The organism is Terriglobia bacterium, from assembly GCA_020072645.1.
In the GTDB taxonomy this organism is placed as follows: Bacteria; Acidobacteriota; Terriglobia; order Terriglobales; family Acidobacteriaceae; genus Angelobacter.
Genome location: JAIQGK010000012.1, coordinates 618,719 through 635,310, shown reverse-complemented (window position 1 = coordinate 635,310; position 16,592 = coordinate 618,719). Strand labels below are relative to the sequence as shown.

The window sequence follows — 16,592 nt, the reverse complement described above, 5'->3', positions numbered from 1 at the left end:
CCGAATTACTTTCGTCGCGTTACCTATGATTGAGGGTAAAAAATATTCCTGCAACAAACTGGACGGAATGAGTGTCTAATTAAGCAAGACGGTATAAGGGTCGGAGGTGACCTATGGGAGAGAAATTCTCGGTGGCTGAAGTGGCGGCGCTTCGGAATGAACTCCTGCAAGGCGGACTTGATTCATTCCAGACAGCGGAACTTTTGAAAATGTTTTTAGCCGGGCGCGGATACGGTGTCTCACCGGAAAATGCGCTCGATGCGGCAGGCCGAATTGAATGCGCCAATTGCAATGTGGAATCATTGCACAAGGAACTTGAGAGTTTGGCATTAGTGATGTAACCGCATCATGAACGCTGAAAAAGCCGGGCAAACCAGCCCGGCTTTTTTCTTTCCCTGGCAGGGAATCGCACCAAGAAGGCGCGGAGAAGCGAAGGGCCCCCACGAATCGGAAAGTCGAAACTGGTTACCCCCGCATCACCCAGACCAGCACCGCGATGCCGACGACGATCCGGTAGATGGCGAACGGCGTGAATCCCCGCTGGCGGACCCAGTTCATGAACCATGCCACCACAGCCAGCGCCACGATGAACGACACCACGAAGCCGATGACGAGCACGGTCCACTCATGGCCGTCGGCGGGCATGCGGCCCAGAGCTTCTGCGCCGTGTTTGGGATGGAAGGTCTTGAGCAGGTCATACCCGGTGGCGGCGATCATGGTGGGCATCGAAAGAAAGAAAGAAAACTCCAGAGCGGCGGTGCGGGACATGCCGGCCACCTGTCCGGCGGCGATGGTGGACATGGAGCGCGAGGTGCCCGGAAAAACCGCCGACGCCACCTGGCAGATGCCGATCCAGATGGCCTGGACGAGTGAAACGTCTTCCGTGCGTTCCGTCATGTGCCGGCCCACGGTGCGCGGCGAGCCGAAATAAGCGTCGACGATCCACATGATGACGCCGCCCACGAGCAGTGAGACGCCCATTACGGTCAGGCTTTCAAGGTGCTTGCCAATCAGTTTGGTCAGCAGCAATGACGGTACCGCGGTGCAGATAAACGCGATCATCACCAGTGAGAGCGGATGCGTGAGAGCGGTGCGGTCCTGGCGCTCACCGCGTGGGAACGTAGACAGAAAGCGGGCAATGCGCGCGCGAAAATATATCGGCAGGCAGAGGATTGCGCCCAACTGGATCACGATGGAATACATCTTCCAGAACGGATCGTCGAGATGGATGTGCAGCAGCGCTTCTGTAATGCGCAGGTGCGCCGTAGAGCTGACCGGCAAGAACTCTGTTAGACCTTCAACAATGCCTAAGAATAATGAGAGCAGATAGTCGTGCAAAACTCCTCCAGGTTATTTGCGATCAGGTTCTGGGGTGTAGGTGGGAATACCTTGCTGCAGCGCGTAGATCAGCTCCGTGGCGCGCGTCTTCCAGTCCATGAGCTTGGGATCGCCTGCCGAGGCTCGGGCCGCGACTTCCTGCGCCAGGTCCATGGCTTTTTTGCGCGCTTTTTCGCGTTCTTTATCGTGCTGCGCGCCATACATCTGCACCAGAGCGGCCTGTCGCCACGTAGCGTTAAAGAGCGCTTCCGCCGCTTTGGGGGATTGCGGATGCTCGCGCGCATACTTCTCATATAGCTCGGATTCTTTTTCCGGACAGCGCGTCTCGCCCTTCCATGAGCCGCATAGCTTGTTGTCGATCATGTTGTACGCGGCGAGATCGGACCACTTTGTGTGCGGATACTTCTTCATCACCAGCTTCATGTTCTGGTCGTCGATGGGCGTGCGCAGGTCAGGACTCATTTCGCGCGATGAAGGCCGCAGGCGCACATCGGCTTTTTCCAGTTGCCAGCGGATGTCGGCTGCGCGCCACAGCGCCTCACCCGCAAGCGGTGAGTTGGGCCAGTAATCGTAGACGCGATAGTAAAGCCGCATCGCGTCTTCCGCCGCGTGTCTGCGTCCGCCGCGCATTTCGGCCTGGTTCTCTGAGTCCACGGCTTCGCCAAAAATAATCTGGTCGCCGTTGGGCGTGTCCGTGCTGATCACGACGTTGCTTGGCACCCAGCCTGTGATCTGGCGTGTGGTTTCGCGATCGCGATCGACGTCCACCACAATCAAAACGTGCGCCCACGTTTGCTCGCCGATCTTTGTCCGCTCCATCACCAGCGGAACGTCTCTGCCTCGCGTGGCTTTCGCCAGCTTTTGCGAGTTCAAATCCGGCGAGACATTCATCTCCACTTCAGCAATAACGGTCCCTTGTTCTTTCTGCTGCGCCGCCATGATCGAAGAGCAAAATGAAATCGCCAGCAGAAGCGCGGCTGTCCTCAGCTTCATTTTGTTTCTCCTGTATCCACCACGGCCACGCCATAGATCGGGATTTTCTTTTCCAGCTTGTAGATCAGGTCGGTCGCTCGCGTCTTCCAATCCTGGTCTTGCTGCTGGCTCTGTATCTGCTGCGCCAGCGCAATGCCTTTCTTGCGCGCCACGTCGCTCTTGTCGCGATCATTATTAATGCGGTAGATATCAGTGAGGGACGCCTGCCGCCACGCAGCGTTATATAAAGCCTCCGCCGCCTTGGGCGACTGCGGATGCTCACGCGCATACTGCTCATACACCGCTGCTTCTTTCGTAGGACACTCGGACTGCCCGCGCCACTCCTGGCACATCTGGCTCTCGAGCAGGTCATACGCGGCCAGCTCCGCCTGCTTTGACTGCGGATACTTCGCGATGACTTCCCTCAAATATTTTTCTTCCATCGGCTTGCCCGATCGGACGAAGTCTGTCTTCGCCAACTGCCAGCGTATGTCCGCGCCGCGCCACATGGCTTCCGCAGCCAGCGGCGATCCCGGAAATAGTTCCGCCACGCGCGAGTACAAGCGCCATGCATCGTCGGCCGCGCCTTTGCGTCCGCCACGCTCTTCCGCCTGCCGTTCAGAATCCACAGCCTGGCCAAAAATGATTTCGTCGCCGCTCGCGGTGGAAGGCGTAATGATCGCCTTTGCTGGCATCCAGCCCGTTACTTCCCTGCTCACCTGCGCCTGCTGGTCTGCCGCCATGGATATTTTTATCCAAGGCTGTCCGTCAGCCTGGCTGCGCTCCAGGATCGTGAGCGCGGAACCGCGCCCAACCTGCGCCGTTTTCTGCGCATTCGCACCGGCTGAAGCAGACAGCGATTCCTCGCGAATCAGCGTCGCGTGCTCATTTTCTGCGGCAAAAAGCTCAACCGCAAAAGCTTTGGACAGCAAAGCGCCCCCGGCCGCAAGCGCCACCACTAAAAAAAAGCCAGATATTTTGCGGTTTGTCACCATGGTTTACCTTACACGGTTTGCAGAATGATGTCAGAAAAAAGCTGCGGTTCAATGTTGCCACCGGTCAGCACGGCCACGGTCTTGCCTGCGGGAAGTTCGTCCGCGTGAAACATGGCAGCCGCCGTTGTCACAGCGCCGCTGGGCTCAGCCAGTACGCGGGCGGAAAACAGCAATCGCCGCATCGCCCGCCTGATCTCGTCTTCCGTCACCGTAATGATTTCATCCACATATTTGCGGATGTGCTCAAAATTAATCTCGCCAATACTTTGTGACCGCAACCCATCAGCAGCGGTGCGCGCCGCGCTCTCACCGGAGATGGACTGTATCTTTCCCGATCGCAGACTGGCCTGCGCGTCAGCGGCAAACTCCGGTTCCACGCCAATCACTTTGGCTTTGGGCTTCGATTCCTTGATCGCCGTGGCAACGCCGCTGATCAGGCCTCCGCCGCCAACCGGGACCAGCACCAGCTCAACGTCAGCCATGTCCTCAAAGATTTCCAGTCCGATCGTTCCTTGTCCGGCCACAATCTTTTCGTCGTCATACGGCGGCACCGGAACCAGCCCGCGGTCCCGCTCAAGCTCTTCTGCTTTCTTGATGCGATCGTCACTTATTGGCCCCACCAGAACAACTTCAGCGCCCATGGCGCGCGTTGCGTCCAGCTTGATCTTGGGCGCCGCTGCAGGCATCACAATCGTCGCTTTCACGCCCAGCGCTCGCGCTGCAAACGCCACGCCCTGCGCATGATTGCCACTGGAATGCGCCACCACGCCGCGCTTGCGCTCTTCTGCCGAGAGCGACGAGATCTTGTTGTAAGCCCCGCGCAGCTTAAACGATCCTACGGGCTGAAGGTTTTCCGGCTTGATAAAAATCTGCCGATCGTTCTTTTGCATTTGCGGGTCATTCGGCAGTTTGCAAAGCACTAGAGGCGTACGCACCGCGACTTCGCGGAGCAATAAACGGGCATTTTGTATGTCTTTAAGGCTGACCATAAATAAAGTTTTTAAGTTCTCAGGATATCAATGGTAAATGACGCCGCCCAACTATAGTGACGCAAGCGCCATCGCCGCACCGCAAATCAATGCCATCTGGCAAAAATAAAAGATATAAAAGATATTTAGAGCGGATCGCGTCTGCCTACCTCGGGTTGCGAACCCAGGTCCATGAACCGTGAGTCGGATGCTTCAAGGCGTACCGAGCTTAAGGAAACACTGACTTCCCGAATGTAATAAAAGGTTCCTGACAGCAGGCTGAGCATTGCCAGGACAAAAATAATCACTGCTCCTTCCGCGGCCTGCTGCCAGTAGAGACCCAGTCCCAGCAGGAGACAAGAGCCTAGCGTCGCGGCAAGGGCAATCAGCACCAGAAGGAAGCACCGCCTGATCATACTTGCGCGTTCCTCGATGAGCGTGATCTGCGCCGTGTATGCATCGGCCTCCTGCAGGCGGCCATTTTTGGCGGCATCATGCCGCGCATGCACATACTGCCTGAGTCGGCTCACGATACCCATCAGGCGGACATTGATTGAGAGCGCCAGCAAGGCAGTCGCCGAAACGAAGATGGCGGGAGCAAGAAATGCTTGAAACAGCCGGGCGATATCGGTCATGGTCAAGTCTCCGAAGAAAGCGGCCAGAAGTATTCACTGTCCTACGTAAATATCCTTAAGAACATGGTAATAGAGTGCTAGTCTCGCGGGACTTTTCGGCATCGTGTCCTTTTGTTGGCCGCAGTCCGGGTTGTACGGCGTCACCGCCTACACGGGCGCACAGCGGACACAAGAGATTGTCATTCGCATGGAGTTGGGTGCTGACCGGATCAACGTGGTTCAAATGGTGCTTGCTGGAGCGTCCAGGCGCGTATTCGTCGGGCTAGTTCTCGGCATTTTTCGCGGCCGTGATTCCGGCTCGCCGCGCGGTCTCCATTTCGCCGATGAAAGCGCTAAGAACGGAGTAGCCGCTAAGTGGTAAACTCGCGAACCGTCATTCGGGCCTTGTACCGGGCATTGAAGGACACGCTCTACTGCTCAGAAATGCGGACCACACGCAGCACCCCTTCATCGTCAAGAATAGCGAGCATATCGCCGTCATCGGAGAACGCGACCCGCTCACTCATATCGATAATGTCATGCCTGCAATTCGTGGGCTCCGACCAGGAGACCTGGTAAAGCTTTTTGCCGTTCTGCGCGTCATAGACCCGAATGCGTTTCTTGTCAGTGTAGATGTCGTCAGCTCCAAGATTTTCCGTATGCTGGATGATCCAGCCACCCACAGTCTGGCCTTTGTCGAGTATGGCAAACCTGTTTCCCGCCCGGCTGGAAGTGACGCATCCGCTCCAGCACCCAAACTGCGCGGGTGAAATACGGTATTTCTCTCTTTGACTCTTATCGAGAACAGTGATGAGGTCTTTCTCGTAATCAGGACGGTAATCGAGATCATCCGTTAAGGGCAGGATCCAGGTCTCAGGGATACCGTATTTGTCAGCTGAGCACGGCAAGCGCCTGCGCGTGTGCGGCGGCTCCCACTCCTGTTCCAGGCTGCCAAGGACTTCCGCAGGGACCTGCTTGTGGGCCGCAACATCGAACACCAGCAAAGGCTGCTTCGGATCGAAAGAGACGATGCACTGGTTTTTTTCTGGGTCGGGAATGAACTTGACCGAACCGATCACGATATAGTTTCCCCGCCAGCGCACGATCGTCCGCCAGGCATCGCCGCGATAACCCAATTTGGCGACACTGACTGTCCACATCTTCTTGCCGGAGGCATGCAGCCAGGAAACACTGAAAATCAGCAGCAGCACAAGCGCGATTGTTCTTTTCCGGTGGGCCAGCATATTATCCTTTCTTTCATCGAAAATAGCAGCAGGCTGCCGTGCGGAACAGCGGCAAGCTGCGACATCTGCGGGATGCCGCTCCATGTCGTGGATTGCACAAAGACAAATCGCTGAGCATTTTTCGCCGCCGTGATTCCTTCCCGCCGTGCGGCATCCATTTCGACCATGAAAGCCCTTGCGAACCGAGTAACGACAAAGCACAAAGCAAGCGGTTCATATAACATCGCTTCTTCATGGATGTTTATCTGATCGACGGCACCTACGAACTGTTCCGCCACTTTTTTGCCGTGCCCTCGGCAACAGACGCGAGCGGACAGGAAATCGGCGCGGTGCGTGGCGTTCTCGCTTCCGTCGTGTCGATGATTGAAAAGGGCACAACCCATCTGGGCGTTGCCACGGACCATGTTGTCGAATCTTTTCGCAATGAGCTTTATCCCGGCTATAAAACCAGTGAAGGTGTCCCGCCGGAGTTGCTGTCGCAGTTCTCTATCCTTGAAGAAGCGCTTGACTCCATGGGCGTAAAGGTCTGGCCGGAAGTTTACTTTGAAGCCGATGATGCGCTTGCTTCGGCCGCTGCCAAAGCTGCCAACGATGAGCGCGTCGAGCAAGTTTTGATCTGTACGCCGGATAAAGATCTGGGCCAGTGCGTCGCCGGCAACAGAGTTGTGCAGCTTGATCGACGGCGCGACATCCTGCGCGATGAAGCCGGCGTGGTGGAAAAGTTTGGCGTCAGGCCGCAGTCGATTCCGGACTATCTCGCTGTAGTCGGAGACAGTGCGGATGGCTACCCCGGCGTGGCGGGATGGGGGCTGAAAGCCGCTACGCTTGTCTTATCGCAATATCCTCATCTTGAAGACATTCCCAAGGATTCGCAGGCTTGGCATCCTTCGATCAAGAGAGCCCGCGCTTTATCGGAATCATTATTCAGTGCGTGGGATGATGCGCTGCTGTTTCGCACATTGGCAACCCTGCGGCTTGATGTGCCGGTGTTCGAGTCGGTCGAGGACCTTCGGTGGAAAGGCCCACGGCCGAACTTTGAAGAAACGTGCCGTCGAATCAAGGCGCCAGAGCTTGCTCGTCGCGTGGGCAGCGTCACGCCTTTGGATTAGTGATTGCTCTTAGCGGGCAACTTGAAGCAGCAATAGGTGAGTTCGCCGCATCACTGAGAAGACGTTATGCCGGATTTGAGGAAACCCTTTGGCGTGATCTTAACAAAGCCAGAGAAACCTTTATCAACCAGGCAAGTCTCTCTTCCGCGTTGTGTTTATTCATGCCGCAATGCCACGGTAGGATTTACCCGGGCACTTCAAAAGCAACGTCAATTGAGAGCTAGAGGTAAAAGCAGATCAGAAGATGTAGCGTTCACTCCCCAGAAGCCGCTCTGTGATGCCGCGGCGAAGCGCGATTGCATTCACCGGTTGATATTCCGCCAGCGATCTCAGCCTCGTCATGTGGTGCTCCAGATCGTTACCGGAACAGGCGCTCAGCACATTTTGCGAAGCTGCCTGCATCCTGGTGATGGCGTCGCGAAGAAAGACCTGGCAGATATCTTTGGCGGTGCTGTTCCCGTTTGCGGCAAGATTCCGGCAGCGGAGCAAAGTGGATTCCATGGCAAAGGTTTCCATGAAAAGATCAGAAAGACTCATCACCACTTCCTGATGTTTCTCCAAGTCCGCGCCGTGTTTCTGATGTGCAACCCCCAGAGTAAACAATGCAATTCTTTTTGTATTGCGGACAAGGCCCGTTTCCGGATCAGCGCCGCTTTCATCTTGGCGATTGGTGTCGCGTAATTCCTTTTGTGCGGCTTCCAGCAATGGCAGGAGACCGCGTGCTGCACGTTTTAACGGCATACCCGAGATCACCAAACGATTGATTTCACTGGTGCCTTCAAAAAGACGGTTGATGCGCGCGTCACGGTAGTAGCGCTCGACGGCATAGTCCTGGTGGAATCCATAGCCGCCGTGAATCTGTACACCCTCGTCGGCCACGTAATCCAGCATCTCCGCGGCAAAAACTTTTACCATTGAGCATTCAGCCGCGTATTCCTCAGCGGCCTTGAGTTCAACCTTGGCGGAATCGGCGCTGCCGTGTTCCGCGCCGCTCAATTGTGCTTGAATCAGTCCTACCACACGCCAAGCCATGGATTCAGTAGCAAAAATCCTGATCGCCATCTCCGCCAGCTTATGCTGCATGGCCCCGAAGCTGGCAATGGCCACGCCGAACGCTTTGCGCTGCTTGGCATATTTAATGCTGGTGGCAAGAATGCTTTTGGCCGCGCCCATCACGGCCGGCCCCAGCTTGAGCCGCCCAATATTGAGGATATTGAAAGCAATCACGTGTCCGCGACCAATTTCGCCCAGCACGTTCTCTACCGGCACTTTTACATTGTCAAAGTAGATGGCGGTGGTGGAACTGCCCTGGATGCCCATCTTGTGTTCTTCAGCGCCGCTGGTCAGGCCACCAAATGCGCGTTCCACGATGAATGCCGTGAACTTCTCTCCACCCACTTTGGCAAACACGATGAACACATCCGCCGCGCCGCCATTGGTGATCCACATCTTCTGTCCGTTCAGAATGTAATGCTTGCCGTCAGCGCTCAGATCGGCGCGGGTGCGTGCAGCCAGCGCATCAGAGCCTGCAAGCGGTTCAGTGAGCGCATACGCGGCCAGCAGCTCGCCGCTCACAAGGCGCGGAAGATATTTTTCTTTTTGTTGCTCCGAACCGAAGAAAAGAATTGGCAGTGATCCAATGCCGGTGTGCGCGGAATGCCAGCCTGCATACGACGCATCGCGTCCCATCACTTCGGCCACCACCATGACTGAAGGCAGGTCCATTTCCATGCCGCCAAATTTTTCCGGCACAGAGATGCCGAGCAATCCAAGTCTGGCTGACTTCCTCAGTACTTCCAGCGCGACGCCGGGTTTTTTCTGGCGGATAGCAGGCAGATTCGGCTCCACTTCATTGGCCCAGAACTCTTCCACCGTGCGCTCAATGGCGATGTGCTCTTCACTCAGCTGCTCGCGCGTAAAAATTTCTTCCGCCGGCGTGTCTTCCAGCAGAAACCCCGCGCCTTTCTTGAACGCACGAATGGAAGTTGTCGTCGCCATAAAAACTCCTTAGGTAGCCCGCTCAAAGAGACCGGCTGCTCCCTGTCCGCCGCCAACGCACATGGTCACCACGCCATAGCGATGTTTCCGCCGCTCCATCTCATTGGCCATAGTACCCACCATGCGCGATCCAGTCATGCCAAAGGGATGACCGATGGAAATTGACCCGCCGTTCACGTTCAGCTTCTCAGGATCGATGCCGAGATGATGGAAGCAATACACAACCTGCACGGCGAAAGCTTCATTCAGCTCCCAGATGTCGATGTCGTCCATCTTTAATCCTGCGCGCTTAAGAAGTTTGGGCACGGCAAAAATCGGGCCGATGCCCATTTCGTCGGCATTGCAGCCGGACACCTGGAAGCCGCGAAAAACCAGTTGATAAGGAATGCCGAGCTGGTCAGCGCGTTCGCGCGACATGAGTAGCGTAGCGGAAGCGCCGTCAGACAGTTGCGACGAATTGCCTGCCGTGACTGAACCCTGGCCACTCGTCGGATCAAAGTGAGGCTTGAGCGCCAGCAGGCCTTCGAGCGTAGTGTCGGGCCGGTTGCATTCGTCTTTATCGGCCACCACTTCTTCTTTGCCGATCACTTCATTCGTCTTCTTGTCCAATACGGACTTGGTTACCTTGATGGGCGCAATCTCTTTCTTGAAAAAGCCTTCCTGCTGGGCGCGGGCGGTGCGCTGCTGGCTAAGCAGAGAATATTCATCCTGGACCTGCCGGCTGACCTTGTAGCGCTTCGCCACAACTTCCGCGGTATCGCCCATCACCATGTAAATTCCCGGCATGGTTGATTGCAGGAGAGGATTTGGGCTCGCGTCGCGGACCGCCATGCTGATGCTTTCCACTCCGCCGCCAATTGCCGCGTCGACGCCTTCATGCATGATCTGGTGCGCCGCCATGGCAATAGCCTGCAAACCCGACGAGCAAAAACGATTCACGGTAGTCCCCGCCACTGACGACGGAAGTCCCGCAAGCATGGCGGCGACGCGCGCTACGTTGTGGCCCTGCGGGCCGTGCGGCTGCCCGCAGCCGAGTATTACGTCTTCAATTTCGCTGAGATCGAGTTTCGGCGTTTTGCGCAGCACATCCTTTATGCAGTGTGCCGCCAGGTCGTCAGGACGCGTTGCGTTGAACGATCCGCGAAACGATTTTGCCAGCGCCGTGCGCGAGCTTGTAACTACCACCGCTTCTCTCATCTATTCCCTCAAAAGTGCTCCTGAATCCAATATAAACCAGCGTGCAGCATCGTCGCTTTCGGGCATGATTACATGGTGAGAACGATGCGTCCGGAAATTTTTCCGCCACGCATATCTTCGAAGATTGCATTCACATCAGCCAGCGGACGCGTGGCCACCTGGCAGTGCAATTTGCCTTGAGCAGCCAGCGCCAAAACGTGCTCCAGATCTTTGCGCGTGCCGACCGCTGACGCTTTTATGTTGACCTCGCCGGCCGCCATCATGATTGGTGGAAAACAGATCTCTGCCGGAAGGCCCACGGCAAGCAGAGTGCCGGTAGGACGCACACAATAGAACCCCGTGTCATACGCGGCTTTGGAGCCTGACGTGACCAGGACGATGTGGGCGCTGCCGCGACGGCGCATTTCTTTTACAACGTTTGATGTCGCAGCGTTAAACGTATTGGCCGCGCCCAGCGTCTTGGCCAACTCTAGCTTGTCATCGGCCACATCTACCGCCGAAACTTCCAGACCGAGATGTACACCGATCTGAATCGCCAGATGTCCTAGGCCGCCGACGCCGAAGACCGCGAGCCGCTGTCCGCGTTGCGGTTTGGCCTGCATGATGGCGCGATAGACCGTAACACCCGCGCAAAAGAGCGGCGCGGCCTGCACGGATGAAACCGAGTCAGGAATTTTTGTCGCATGGGTAGCCGGCGCTTTGATGTACTCCGCATAGCCGCCATCGACCGTAACGCCGGTAATCTTCTGCTTCACGCAAAGATTCTCATTGCCTTCACGGCAGAATTCACATTCACCGCAAGTCCAGAAAATCCACGGCACGCCGACACGGTCGCCGACTTTGAGCTCCTTCACGCCGGGGCCGACTTCAACTACTTTCCCGGCGACTTCATGTCCAACGATGAGCGGCAGCTTGGTGATCCCACCGAATTGTTTCCAATCGCCTTCGGCCACATGCAGGTCAGAATGGCAAACACCGCAGGCCTCCACCTTGATCAGGACTTCGCCTTGGCCGGGCTTGGGGCGTTCAACTTCCTCGATAACGAATGGTTTCTTCAATTCGTGCAAGACTGCTGCTTTCATGGGCTTCTCCTCATGAGTTGCGGCCTGGGCCGCGATTTTTCAGAGCGGCGAGCGCGGCTACGCACCTCAGGCGCAGGCTCCGAGAATATTCCATCCACAACCTTTTTGATCTGCTCGCGCAGCCAGCGGTTCGGCGGATCATTTTCCGCGCTTTCATGCCAGTACATATGAATCTCCAGCTGTTGCAGGCTCTTTAACGGAAACGGATACAGCCGATGATCAAAACCCGTGTTGAGCATTTGCGCGTAATGCTCCGGGATGGTCAGCAGCATGTCCGTTTCACCGACGACGCGGCAGGCGGCAAAATAATGCTGGCAGCGCAGGACGATCCGGCGCTTGCGGCCCAAGCGGTTCAATTCAGTATCCACCAGGCTGGGACCGAGACGCCGCGACGAGACAAGAACATGGTCCTGCCGGAGATACGTGTCGAGATCGAGTCCACTCCCGACGGCCGGATGCCCCTTGCGCGCCATGACTACCACGCGATCGGAAAATAACGGCTGCTGGCGAACGTTATCACTGATGGTAATAGGGACATCCAGAACAAGGTCCAAGGTGCCGCTGGCCAGTTCCTGCTCAATCTCACGGCGCTTGACGCGCAATGTAGTGATCGAAATCTCCGGCGCCGCGCGGGCCAGAACTTTTGCCAGCGGAGGCAGAATGGTGGATTCCATCAACTCCCAGAAGCCGATCTGAAAATTACGCCGCGTGTGGGCCGGATCAAAATTGCGGTTCTCATAAAGATTTACTTCCAGGATCTGCAGCGCCTGGCGAACTTCATTAATCATGTTGCGGCTGAACGGCGTTGGAACCATGTTGGCGCCTTCACGGATAAAAAGAGGGTCCTGCAGCAGTTCGCGCAGCCGCTTGAGCGCGTGGCTCATGGCCGGCTGCGTGAGCTTGAGCTGGCGGCCCGCGCGCGTGAGATTGCCTTCGCGGTAAATGGCCTCCAGCACAACAAACAGGTTAAGATCGACCTGGCTCAGATGCACGCCATAAATTTTACACTATTCCAATGATTCATTTGATGAATCACGGTAAATCGACTAGCCTTATAGAAGCCCAAGCCGCGCTTAAGGACCGCCAATATGAATTTTGATTACACCGACAAAGTCAAATCCTTGCAGCAGCGTTTACGCGCTTTCATGGAAGAGCATATTTATCCGAACGAGAAGCGCTTCTACCAGGAAATTGAGAATGACCGCTGGGCCCCAACCAAGATAATTGAGGAACTGAAGCCCAAGGCACGCGCCGCCGGGTTGTGGAATTTGTTTCTGCCCGATGACGACCAGGGCGCAGGGCTTACCAATCTGGAATACGCCCCGCTATGCGAAATCATGGGCCGCAGCATTCTTGCGCCGGAAGTGTTCAATTGTTCCGCGCCCGATACCGGCAACATGGAAGTGCTGGCACGCTACGGAACGCCCGAACAAAAAGAACGCTGGCTGAAGCCGCTGCTGGCGGGAGAGATACGGTCTTGCTTCGCCATGACAGAGCCGGCTGTCGCTTCGTCAGACGCGACAAACATTCAGGCCAGCATTCGGCGTGAAGGCAATGAATACGTTTTGAATGGCCGCAAGTGGTGGTCATCTGGAGCGGGCGATCCGCGCTGCAAGATTGCGATCTTTATGGGCAAAACCGATCCAACGGCCAGGAAACATCAGCAGCAATCCATGGTGCTGGTGCCCATGGACGCGCCGGGAGTGAAGATTGAGCGGATGCTGACCGTGTTTGGTTACGATCACGCGCCGCACGGGCACGGTGAAGTAAATTTTGAGAATGTTCGCATTCCGGTAACAAACATGCTGCTGGGCGAAGGACGCGGCTTTGAGATTGCCCAGGGCCGACTGGGGCCGGGGCGCATTCATCATTGCATGCGCTGCATCGGGGTAGCGGAGCGCGCGCTGGAAACGATGTGCCAACGCGTGAAAATGCGCGTGGCATTTGGCAAGCCGCTGGCGGAACAAGGCACGCTGCGGGCGGACATTGCGCAATCCCGCATGGAGATTGAGCAGGCGCGACTGCTCACCTTGAAAGCTGCCTACATGATGGATACCGTGGGCAACAAGGAAGCACGGGCGGAAATCGCAATGATTAAAGTCCTGGCTCCCAACGTGACTTTGCGTGTGCTGGATCGCGCGATTCAGGCGCATGGAGGGGCAGGCGTTTCACAGGATACGTTCCTGGCGGGCGCATGGGCCAACGTAAGGACTCTGCGTCTGGCGGACGGCCCCGACGAAGTCCATCTTGAATCCCTGGCGAAACATGAGTTGCAGAAGGGCTCTCCGCGCGTGGTAAAAGCCGGCGTGGCAAACGCGAGCGACTAGTCCGCTTCAGGGGCTCGCAAGAAAGCTTCGACTTCAGGGATGTTGCGAAATGGCTGAGTAAGAATTTCCGGCAGCCGCACGCGGTCTTCTGTATCAATCCCTTTCACGCCGATGGTTATCTCTTCCTGCGGCACATCGAGCCGAAAAGTGCGATGAATACGGTCCCAGCACGCCAGGCCGCTTGACCAGTTGGTATTGGCTTCGTCCGGTTCATTCGAATGATGAATGCCGTGCATGCGCGGCGTAACCAGAAACCAGCTCAGCGCAGATTCCAATCGGCGAGGCAGACGGACATTGGAATGGTGAAACAGGATTGATAGCGAAAGAAACAGCTGCCAGTAACTGAGCGCTTCAGTATCAACGCCGATCAGCAGAACTTGCGCGGCGCGATACGGCATCGAAACCGCGAGTTCGCCGAAGTGGAATCGGAGCGCGGTGGACGCGTCCAGATCCAGATCAACGTGATGGACTGCATGAAATCGCCACAAGAATGGAACACGGTGCGTGAGCACGTGCCAGAGATAGAGCGTGTAATCCATCAGCAGAACAGCGGTGACAATCTCAAGTGGTCGTGGCAGGTGCACCTGCTTCAGCAGACCTAGCCTTCTTTTCTCCACCGATCGCGCCAGAGGCTGGACGGCGGGCGCTTCCAGAAGTTGCACGGTGAGCGCGCCTAGCGCGGCAACGGCCAGGTTGCGGGTATTGCGGCGAAGTTTGGATTCACGATCGCGTCGCAACGGGCGCTTGCATTCCAGCAGCACAAGACCGGCGAGCACTCCAAGACTCAGCGCCACGCGAAAGAAATTTTTCATTGCAGCGGCCTCAATCCGCTCCGGTCGCGCCCGAATGCGGGACTTGTTCTCCGGGCATTCTGGAACGCACAACTTTTGCCGGCACGCCTACCGCTATCGAATACGGTGGAATGTTGCCGCGCACCACACTGCCCGCGCCTATCACGCATCCTTTGCCCACATGCGCGCCATCGAGAAAAATTGCGTTCGACCCCACCCAGACATCGTCTTCAATAATGATGCCCACGCGCGTGGTGCCCTGCTCGCGAATCGGAATATCAGTCCGATCAAAGTTGTGGTTTTCCGGATGAAATCCCACGTGCTGGCCCATGATCACGTTTTCGCCGATGGAGATGAACCCGGAGCTGCCGAGGAAGGAATAAGCATCGACGGCGGAATTGGCTCCCATGCTGATGCCTTCACCGAGGTTGGATGCGGGCGCGCCCACGATCACCGAGTAAGCGCCAATCTTCACGTTGTCACCCAGCACAACACCTTTGCGCATGAGACCGTCAATGATGACGCCGCGCTCCAGAGTCACGCCTTTGCCAAAACGAATGAGCGACGCGCCACGGAGATTGACGCCTTTGGCCATAAATACAGTTGCGACGCGACGCTGCAGAAATAGAAGTTTGAAGACGCCGCGCATCAGCCAGATGGCGCGCCGGAGCATCAATCCCAGCAATAAGGAGAGTGGAATACTTCGATCCAGATGGAATGGCCGTCCTTTTATTTTGCTCCCGAACGATTCCACGGATTTATAGAGAAAGTCGCTCATGGGAGACCAGAACCGAACGGAGCTTGTAAATTCCACCCTTCCCGAATTTGACCAGAGCATTATAACGGGGGAAGTTTCTCCGGAATGGTGGTCCAGCAGCCGTTCCACAGCCCGCGATAGAGACCTGCTGCCCGCTTGAAATCCGCCTGAAAGAGAGACCTGAGCGTGACGTAGCCTACATATTTAGTCATGGAAAAAGCGAACAAAGGCAGCTGATGGCGAGGCAGATACTTGCGCGCGCACAGGACGGCGTTTCTCATGCTGTAAAAATCCCGCTTGGCAAATCCCATGCTCTGCTTTGTAACGTAGGAATCACGGTGCCACACAATCGATGCAGGCGCATACATGGCCTTGTATCCCGCGCGCAGGGTTCGCACCGACCAATCCACATCTTCATAACCCATGAAAAAGATCTCATCCAGCAAACCGACTTTCCGCACAGCTTCAGCCCTCACCAGAAGCGCGCATCCGGAAACAAAAGAAACTTCCTTTGTCTGGTCATAGCTGCCAACGTCACTCTCACGCAACCCAACATGGATAGGAAAAGTTTTCCAGGGAACATACTCGCCGCCAGCGTACCAGATTTTATCCGCAGGCTCGAAGTAGTAAATCTTGGGGTTCACCATGCCGATGCGTTCATCGCTCTCCGCTACTTTGACTAGCTCGGTGAGAAAATTCGGCGCAACAATCGTGTCATTATTCAGCAGCAGCAGGTAGTCCGTTCCGCGGGTCAGAACGTCACGCATGGCGACATTGTTGCCGCCGGTAAATCCCAGGTTCTTGTCATTCAGGATGACTCTTACATCGGGAAAGTCCTGGGCCAGCTTTTTGCCGGAGCCATCGACAGAGCCGTTGTCCACCAGCACCACTTCAAAAGCGGGATAGTCAATCTTCCTGAGGGAAAGCAGACAGTCGCGGGTAACGTCATAGCTATTCCACGTAAGGATAATGATGCTGACTTTGGGCTGACGGCGTGGCGTTTTTTCCATGTGTTTCGTGGGTCGAAGTTCTTCCGGCAAAGACAGGCGCTCCCAATCCACCAGGTCATGATCGCAGAATTAATTTAAAAGCATTTCCCTACACCCATTTTGCCAATGTGGAACCAAAAAGCAGCGCCAATGAAAGCCGCTAGTTTAACATCTAACAAATCGGGAAAGAGATGTTCGCTGGAACACGCTT

17 protein-coding genes are annotated in these 16,592 nt (G+C 56.1%); 4 read left to right on the top strand and 13 right to left on the bottom strand.

From position 1 onward, the window contains the following. The first annotated feature begins 113 nt into the window (after positions 1–113). Positions 114–341 (top strand): hypothetical protein, encoded by a 228-nt coding sequence (locus LAO76_19345; protein ID MBZ5493079.1) that lies wholly within the window; start codon positions 114–116, stop codon positions 339–341. A 124-nt stretch (positions 342–465) separates the two neighbouring features. Here LAO76_19345 and LAO76_19340 read toward each other — a convergent pair whose 3' ends face one another. From LAO76_19340 to LAO76_19320, 5 genes are all read right to left on the bottom strand, one after another. After that, complete coding sequence (locus tag LAO76_19340) at positions 466–1,338, bottom strand: undecaprenyl-diphosphate phosphatase (protein MBZ5493078.1); 873 nt, start codon at positions 1,336–1,338, stop codon at positions 466–468. A 12-nt stretch (positions 1,339–1,350) separates the two neighbouring features. Continuing rightward, positions 1,351–2,331, bottom strand: coding sequence for a hypothetical protein (locus tag LAO76_19335; protein MBZ5493077.1), 981 nt, complete (start codon positions 2,329–2,331; stop codon positions 1,351–1,353). Further along, the gene (locus LAO76_19330; protein ID MBZ5493076.1) at positions 2,328–3,305 is read right to left on the bottom strand and encodes a hypothetical protein; all 978 of its coding nucleotides are present in this window, start codon (positions 3,303–3,305) and stop codon (positions 2,328–2,330) included. Before LAO76_19330 ends, LAO76_19335 begins: the two co-directional genes overlap by 4 nt. 8 nt (positions 3,306–3,313) lie before the next feature. Then, a complete protein-coding gene (locus LAO76_19325) occupies positions 3,314–4,294 on the bottom strand; it encodes a threonine/serine dehydratase (GenBank protein ID MBZ5493075.1) in 981 nt (326 codons plus the stop codon). A 125-nt stretch (positions 4,295–4,419) separates the two neighbouring features. Next, on the bottom strand, positions 4,420–4,908 hold the full coding sequence (locus tag LAO76_19320) for a DUF2721 domain-containing protein (GenBank protein ID MBZ5493074.1): 489 nt from the start codon (positions 4,906–4,908) through the stop codon (positions 4,420–4,422). 103 nt (positions 4,909–5,011) lie between these two features. Between LAO76_19320 and LAO76_19315 the strand changes: the two genes are divergently transcribed. After that, positions 5,012–5,269 carry a hypothetical protein gene (locus tag LAO76_19315; GenBank protein MBZ5493073.1) on the top strand — a complete coding sequence of 86 codons (258 nt, stop codon included), beginning with the start codon at positions 5,012–5,014 and terminating at the stop codon, positions 5,267–5,269. A 49-nt stretch (positions 5,270–5,318) separates the two neighbouring features. On the opposite strand, the gene LAO76_19310 is transcribed toward LAO76_19315, so the two are convergent. Beyond that, entirely contained in the window at positions 5,319–6,131 is an 813-nt protein-coding gene (locus LAO76_19310; GenBank protein MBZ5493072.1) for a hypothetical protein, read from the bottom strand. A gap of 233 nt (positions 6,132–6,364) precedes the next feature. Between LAO76_19310 and LAO76_19305 the strand changes: the two genes are divergently transcribed. Next, a complete protein-coding gene (locus LAO76_19305) occupies positions 6,365–7,240 on the top strand; it encodes a flap endonuclease (GenBank protein ID MBZ5493071.1) in 876 nt (291 codons plus the stop codon). Positions 7,241–7,477: 237 nt separating this feature from the next. Here the strand turns inward: LAO76_19305 and LAO76_19300 are convergent, their stop codons facing one another. The 4 genes from LAO76_19300 to LAO76_19285 all read right to left on the bottom strand — a co-directional run bounded on the left by LAO76_19300 (position 7,478) and on the right by LAO76_19285 (position 12,509). Beyond that, positions 7,478–9,238 carry an acyl-CoA dehydrogenase family protein gene (locus LAO76_19300; protein ID MBZ5493070.1) on the bottom strand — a complete coding sequence of 587 codons (1,761 nt, stop codon included), beginning with the start codon at positions 9,236–9,238 and terminating at the stop codon, positions 7,478–7,480. A 9-nt stretch (positions 9,239–9,247) separates the two neighbouring features. Then, on the bottom strand, positions 9,248–10,435 hold the full coding sequence (locus tag LAO76_19295; protein MBZ5493069.1) for a thiolase family protein: 1,188 nt from the start codon (positions 10,433–10,435) through the stop codon (positions 9,248–9,250). Positions 10,436–10,503: 68 nt separating this feature from the next. After that, positions 10,504–11,517: a zinc-dependent alcohol dehydrogenase gene (locus tag LAO76_19290; GenBank protein ID MBZ5493068.1), complete on the bottom strand. Its 1,014-nt coding sequence runs from the start codon at positions 11,515–11,517 to the stop codon at positions 10,504–10,506. Continuing rightward, positions 11,514–12,509, bottom strand: coding sequence for a LysR family transcriptional regulator (locus LAO76_19285; protein ID MBZ5493067.1), 996 nt, complete (start codon positions 12,507–12,509; stop codon positions 11,514–11,516). Before LAO76_19285 ends, LAO76_19290 begins: the two co-directional genes overlap by 4 nt. Positions 12,510–12,605: 96 nt before the next feature. Here LAO76_19285 and LAO76_19280 point away from each other — a divergent pair, with 96 nt between their 5' ends. Then, positions 12,606–13,844: an acyl-CoA dehydrogenase family protein gene (locus LAO76_19280; protein MBZ5493066.1), complete on the top strand. Its 1,239-nt coding sequence runs from the start codon at positions 12,606–12,608 to the stop codon at positions 13,842–13,844. Here LAO76_19280 and LAO76_19275 read toward each other — a convergent pair. Genes LAO76_19275 through LAO76_19265 form a run of 3 tightly spaced genes read right to left on the bottom strand, consistent with a single transcriptional unit; the run spans position 13,841 to position 16,402 of the window. Then, a complete protein-coding gene (locus LAO76_19275) occupies positions 13,841–14,656 on the bottom strand; it encodes a sterol desaturase family protein (GenBank protein MBZ5493065.1) in 816 nt (271 codons plus the stop codon). The genes LAO76_19280 and LAO76_19275 overlap by 4 nt on opposite strands. Positions 14,657–14,666: 10 nt before the next feature. Beyond that, positions 14,667–15,413: an acyltransferase gene (locus LAO76_19270; GenBank protein ID MBZ5493064.1), complete on the bottom strand. Its 747-nt coding sequence runs from the start codon at positions 15,411–15,413 to the stop codon at positions 14,667–14,669. Positions 15,414–15,472: 59 nt separating this feature from the next. Further along, positions 15,473–16,402 carry a glycosyltransferase family 2 protein gene (locus LAO76_19265; GenBank protein MBZ5493063.1) on the bottom strand — a complete coding sequence of 310 codons (930 nt, stop codon included), beginning with the start codon at positions 16,400–16,402 and terminating at the stop codon, positions 15,473–15,475. Positions 16,403–16,592 lie beyond the last annotated feature (190 nt).

Bases quoted from the DNA above. Each gene is read 5' to 3' on its own strand.
- LAO76_19320 (MBZ5493074.1), bottom strand. From the start codon at position 4,908: ATGACCGATATCGCCCGGCTGTTTCAAGCATTTCTTGCTCCCGCCATC.
- LAO76_19325 (MBZ5493075.1), bottom strand. From the start codon at position 4,294: ATGGTCAGCCTTAAAGACATACAAAATGCCCGTTTATTGCTCCGCGAA.
- LAO76_19305 (MBZ5493071.1), top strand. From the start codon at position 6,365: ATGGATGTTTATCTGATCGACGGCACCTACGAACTGTTCCGCCACTTT.
- LAO76_19265 (MBZ5493063.1), bottom strand. From the start codon at position 16,402: ATGGAAAAAACGCCACGCCGTCAGCCCAAAGTCAGCATCATTATCCTT.
- LAO76_19330 (MBZ5493076.1), bottom strand. From the start codon at position 3,305: ATGGTGACAAACCGCAAAATATCTGGCTTTTTTTTAGTGGTGGCGCTT.
- LAO76_19345 (MBZ5493079.1), top strand. From the start codon at position 114: ATGGGAGAGAAATTCTCGGTGGCTGAAGTGGCGGCGCTTCGGAATGAA.
- LAO76_19290 (MBZ5493068.1), bottom strand. From the start codon at position 11,517: ATGAAAGCAGCAGTCTTGCACGAATTGAAGAAACCATTCGTTATCGAG.
- LAO76_19335 (MBZ5493077.1), bottom strand. From the start codon at position 2,331: ATGAAGCTGAGGACAGCCGCGCTTCTGCTGGCGATTTCATTTTGCTCT.
- LAO76_19295 (MBZ5493069.1), bottom strand. From the start codon at position 10,435: ATGAGAGAAGCGGTGGTAGTTACAAGCTCGCGCACGGCGCTGGCAAAA.
- LAO76_19310 (MBZ5493072.1), bottom strand. From the start codon at position 6,131: ATGCTGGCCCACCGGAAAAGAACAATCGCGCTTGTGCTGCTGCTGATT.
- LAO76_19270 (MBZ5493064.1), bottom strand. From the start codon at position 15,413: ATGAGCGACTTTCTCTATAAATCCGTGGAATCGTTCGGGAGCAAAATA.
- LAO76_19280 (MBZ5493066.1), top strand. From the start codon at position 12,606: ATGAATTTTGATTACACCGACAAAGTCAAATCCTTGCAGCAGCGTTTA.
- LAO76_19300 (MBZ5493070.1), bottom strand. From the start codon at position 9,238: ATGGCGACGACAACTTCCATTCGTGCGTTCAAGAAAGGCGCGGGGTTT.
- LAO76_19275 (MBZ5493065.1), bottom strand. From the start codon at position 14,656: ATGAAAAATTTCTTTCGCGTGGCGCTGAGTCTTGGAGTGCTCGCCGGT.